At 75.9% G+C, this 1,910-nt stretch carries 3 protein-coding genes; all 3 read left to right on the top strand.

Annotated elements, in window-relative coordinates; all coding sequences use genetic code 11:
• Positions 1-235: tetratricopeptide repeat protein (locus tag VI078_10975; GenBank protein ID HEY5999803.1), on the top strand; the 235-nt coding region annotated here is incomplete at its 5' end.
• Positions 223-1,035: a nitrilase-related carbon-nitrogen hydrolase gene (locus VI078_10970; GenBank protein HEY5999802.1), complete on the top strand. Its 813-nt coding sequence runs from the start codon at positions 223-225 to the stop codon at positions 1,033-1,035. The genes VI078_10975 and VI078_10970, both read left to right, overlap by 13 nt.
• A 17-nt stretch (positions 1,036-1,052) precedes the next feature.
• Positions 1,053-1,910 (top strand): hypothetical protein (locus tag VI078_10965; protein ID HEY5999801.1); only part of this gene is annotated, 858 nt, incomplete at its 3' end.

The following is a 1,910-nucleotide window of genomic DNA, read 5'->3' as shown; positions in this document are numbered from 1 at the left end:
CCTCGCGGTGCGCGAGATGGGCCTCGAGCTCGGCCGCGCCGCGCTGCGCGAGCAGGCCTGGGAGCGGGCGCGCGCGCACTTCGAGCGGGTGACGACGATCGACCCACAGGCGGCGGCGGCGTGGCGCGGCCTCGGCGACGCGCTCGCCGGGCTCGGCCAGGAGGAGCCCTCCCGGCGCATGTATGATCGGGCGAAGGCGCTCGAGGGGGCGGGGGAGGGGACATGGGCACAGTGAAGGTCGCGGGCATCCAGATGGCCTGCGGGGAGGACCGGGAGCGCAACCTCGCCAAGGCCGCCGCGCTCGGGCGCATGGCGGCGGAGCGCGGGGCGCGGGTGATCTGCTTCCAGCAGCTGCCGGCGAACGACTGGTTCCCGCGCGAGCGCGACGAGCGCCACCGCGCGCTCGCCGAGGGCGAGGACGGCCCGACGCTCGCGGCGCTGCGGCCGCTGGCCGCCGAGTTCGGCGCGACGCTCGTGTGCCCGCTGTTCGAGCGGGCGGCCGACGGCGCCTGCTACAACACGGCGATGGTCGTCGGCCCCGAGGGGGGGCTGCTCGGCCGCTACCGCAAGGTGCACGTGCCGACGCTGCCGCTCTGGGAGGAATCGTTCTACTTCCAGCCGGGCGACGGGGGCTTTCCGGTGTTCGAGAGCCAGGGGCTGCGCTTCGGCGTGCAGATCTGCTGGGACAACTTCTTCCCCGAGGGCACCCGGCATCTGGCGCTCGCCGGCGCCGAGCTGGTCTTCGCCCCGAACGCGGCCGCGTTCGCCACGACGCGCCGCTGGGAGACGGTGCTCGCCGCCAACGCCATCGTGAACAACCTCTACGTCTTCCGCGTCAACCGCGTCGGCCACGAGCAGCGGCTGGATTTCTACGGGCGCAGCGTCTGCATCGACCCGGAGGGGGAGTTCGTCCTGCCCCCCAGCGGCATGCACGACGGCGCGGTGCTCGTCGACGTGGACCCCGGCGCCGTGCGCGCCGTGCGCGAGGAGTGGAGCTTCCTGCGCGACCGGCGCCCCGACGTCTACGGGGGCTAGGCGGCGGGCCACAGCGCATGCGCCGCGTCCGGCCCTGGGTCGTCGTCTCCGGGTGCCTGCTCGCGCTCGCCGTCGCGGCGGCGCTTCTCGTGCGCACGCAGGGGGACCTGCTGCGCGAGAGCGCCGCGAACTACCTGCGCGAGCGTCTCGCGGCGGAATTCGGCGCGCAGTTCCAGACCACCGACCTGCGCGGCCGCTGGTTCCCGCCCGGGGTCTCGCTCGGGCGCGTGACGCTGCAGCGCCCGGGCGAGCCGTGGGTGCTGACCGCCGACGACGTGGCGATATCGTTCAACCTCTACGCGATGTTCTTCCGCGGCGAGCGGCTGGGGCGGGTCGTGCTCGTGCGGCCGCGCCTCTTCGTGCGCGCCGCGGCCCTCGCCCCGGCGCCCGAGTCGCAGACGGACGTCGCGGCTGCGCTCGTCGCGCGCCTGCGGGGTCTGCTCAAACCGCCGTTCCCGCTGCGGATCCTCGAGGTGGTCGACGGGCACGCCGAGCTGCTCGACCGCGCCGGGCGGCTGACCGCCGCCGACGGCGTGCGCCTCGCCGTGAATCTCTCCGGCGGCGGCGCCGAGGTGGACTGCTCCGCGGCCGGCCTGCTGGTCAGGAGCGGCGAGCGCCAGCTCGCGCTGCGCGGCGTCAAGGCCGCGTTCGTCCTCGGACCGGACGGCGCGGGCGCCATGCGGCTCGCGGTCGGCAAGGGCCCCGTCAGCGGCGAGGCGCGCGGGACCGTCGGCTACGACGGCCGGCTCGCGCTTCAGGGCGACGTCACGGTCGCGGTGGGACCGCTCGCGGCGTTCCTCGGGCGGCCGGATGCGTCGGGCACGGCGCGCTTCTCCGGGACGGCGGCCGGCCGCTGGGACGACCCGGAGCTCGCC

Source organism: bacterium, assembly GCA_036524115.1.
Classification (GTDB): domain Bacteria; phylum JAUVQV01; class JAUVQV01; order JAUVQV01; family DATDCY01; genus DATDCY01.
The sequence above is the reverse complement of the archived record's forward strand: the minus strand, read 5'-3'. Positions and strand labels throughout refer to the sequence as shown.